This window comes from Chamaesiphon sp. VAR_48_metabat_403 (assembly GCF_031422475.1).
Taxonomy (GTDB): Bacteria; Cyanobacteriota; Cyanobacteriia; order Cyanobacteriales; family Chamaesiphonaceae; genus Chamaesiphon.
In genome coordinates, this window is record NZ_JANPLS010000137.1 from 1 (window position 1) to 1,526 (window position 1,526).

Consider the following 1,526-nt stretch of genomic DNA (forward strand, 5'->3'; position numbering starts at 1 on the left):
GTCTATGGGTTACGTCGTGCCTTTGCCCTCGCTGGAGCCAAAACCCTCATTGCTACCCTGTGGGAAATCCCCGTTTATGCCTCGGTAATTTTGATCGAACGTTTCCTCGATAATTTAGAACGGTACATGGGCAAAGCCGCCGCGCTTAAAGAAGCCCAAATATATCTCCGCGATATTGATGTCGCGACTCTCGATCGAATACCCAATGGAGCTGGAATTGACGCGCTGACAGAATTACATGGTAAAAACCACGATCTCGATGATGCCTTCCAACCATTCAGCCATCCCTATTTCTGGGCAGCCTGGATTTGTCAGGGCGATACCGGAGCGATGAAATATGTGATTGCTAGAGATATCGGTAAATTCACGATCGATGGCAAGGTGGTTAATTTACGCATCCAGAAGTAACAGAACAAAGATTCGATCGCAGGTAGATCTCACGATCCTGATTTTTCCTTTATTCGAGTTGTTACCTGCTATCCCCCTTCATAGCTCAACTTTTCCTAGATGTGTCCAGCAATCAGATGCTACGCAGTGTGTAGCTAATCTCGATCGGACTTCAAACTGTCCAAGTAAATAAGATGTGTAATGTCGTTGCGATTATTGCGAATAATTCGTTAAAATTTAACCAGTCCCCCAATGTTGGATTGCCAACGGTTAAATTATGGGCAACTTCAATTACCCTGCCTACATCCCTAGTGAAGATGACACCAAACTCTCCCAAGAGAGCAGCCGCATCCTGACTACCTATCTCAGTCCCAACGTCCATCAGATTGAGATTGTCGAAGCAGACGGTAATAAACATTCAGCCACCATCCCCGCTGCTGCATACCGCTTACTCGTCGATGCTTTAACCCAAATGGCTCAGGGCAATGCCGTTAGCCTGATTCCGATTCATGCCGAACTCACTACTCAAGAAGCCGCCGATCTACTCAATGTTTCCCGCCCATACTTAATCAAACAAATCGAACTAGGTGAAATCCCCCATCATAAAGTTGGCAAACACCGCCGGATAAATTTCAACGATCTGATGGTTTATAAAAATCGGATCGATCTAGCTACAGCGCAAGGGTTAGATGAAATGCTAGCTATTTCTCAAGAGCTAGGACTGTACGACTGATGGCTGCTAATATCGCCGTAGTCTATGATGCCTGCGTTCTATATCCTGCCCCTTTACGCGATCTGTTAGTTCAATTGGCAACAACCGGAATTTTTCGCGCCAAATGGACGGAGCTGATTCATGATGAATGGACGCGAAATTTATTAATCAAACGTCCTGACTTGAAAGCTGATAGACTTGCACGGTTGAGAGTCTTGATGAATCAGAATGTGCCCGATTCTCTAGTTACAGATTTCGAGAATTTAATTCCCACCCTAGAGTTACCCGATCCTGACGATCGCCACGTTCTAGCTGCCGCCATTAGCGCAGATGCTAAAATTATCGTCACTTTTAACCTCAAGGATTTTCCAGATCCAATCCTTGCCAAACATGAAATAGTCGCCCAACACCCAGATGTGTTTGTTGG

General features: G+C 45.5%; 3 protein-coding genes. All 3 read left to right on the forward strand.

The window, feature by feature from the left end:
- Positions 1-408 (forward strand): CHAT domain-containing protein (locus RMO79_RS06705; protein ID WP_310482294.1); only part of this gene is annotated, 408 nt, incomplete at its 5' end.
- Between the two features lie 256 nt (positions 409-664).
- Positions 665-1,120 (forward strand): helix-turn-helix domain-containing protein, encoded by a 456-nt coding sequence (locus tag RMO79_RS06710; RefSeq protein ID WP_310482295.1) that lies wholly within the window; start codon positions 665-667, stop codon positions 1,118-1,120.
- Positions 1,120-1,526: PIN domain-containing protein (locus RMO79_RS06715; RefSeq protein WP_310482297.1), on the forward strand; the 407-nt coding region annotated here is incomplete at its 3' end. The genes RMO79_RS06710 and RMO79_RS06715, both read left to right, overlap by 1 nt.

What these genes read in the sequence shown, in the direction of transcription:
- RMO79_RS06710 (WP_310482295.1), top strand. Translation starts at nt 665, where the DNA reads ATGGGCAACTTCAATTACCCTGCCTACATCCCTAGTGAAGATGACACC.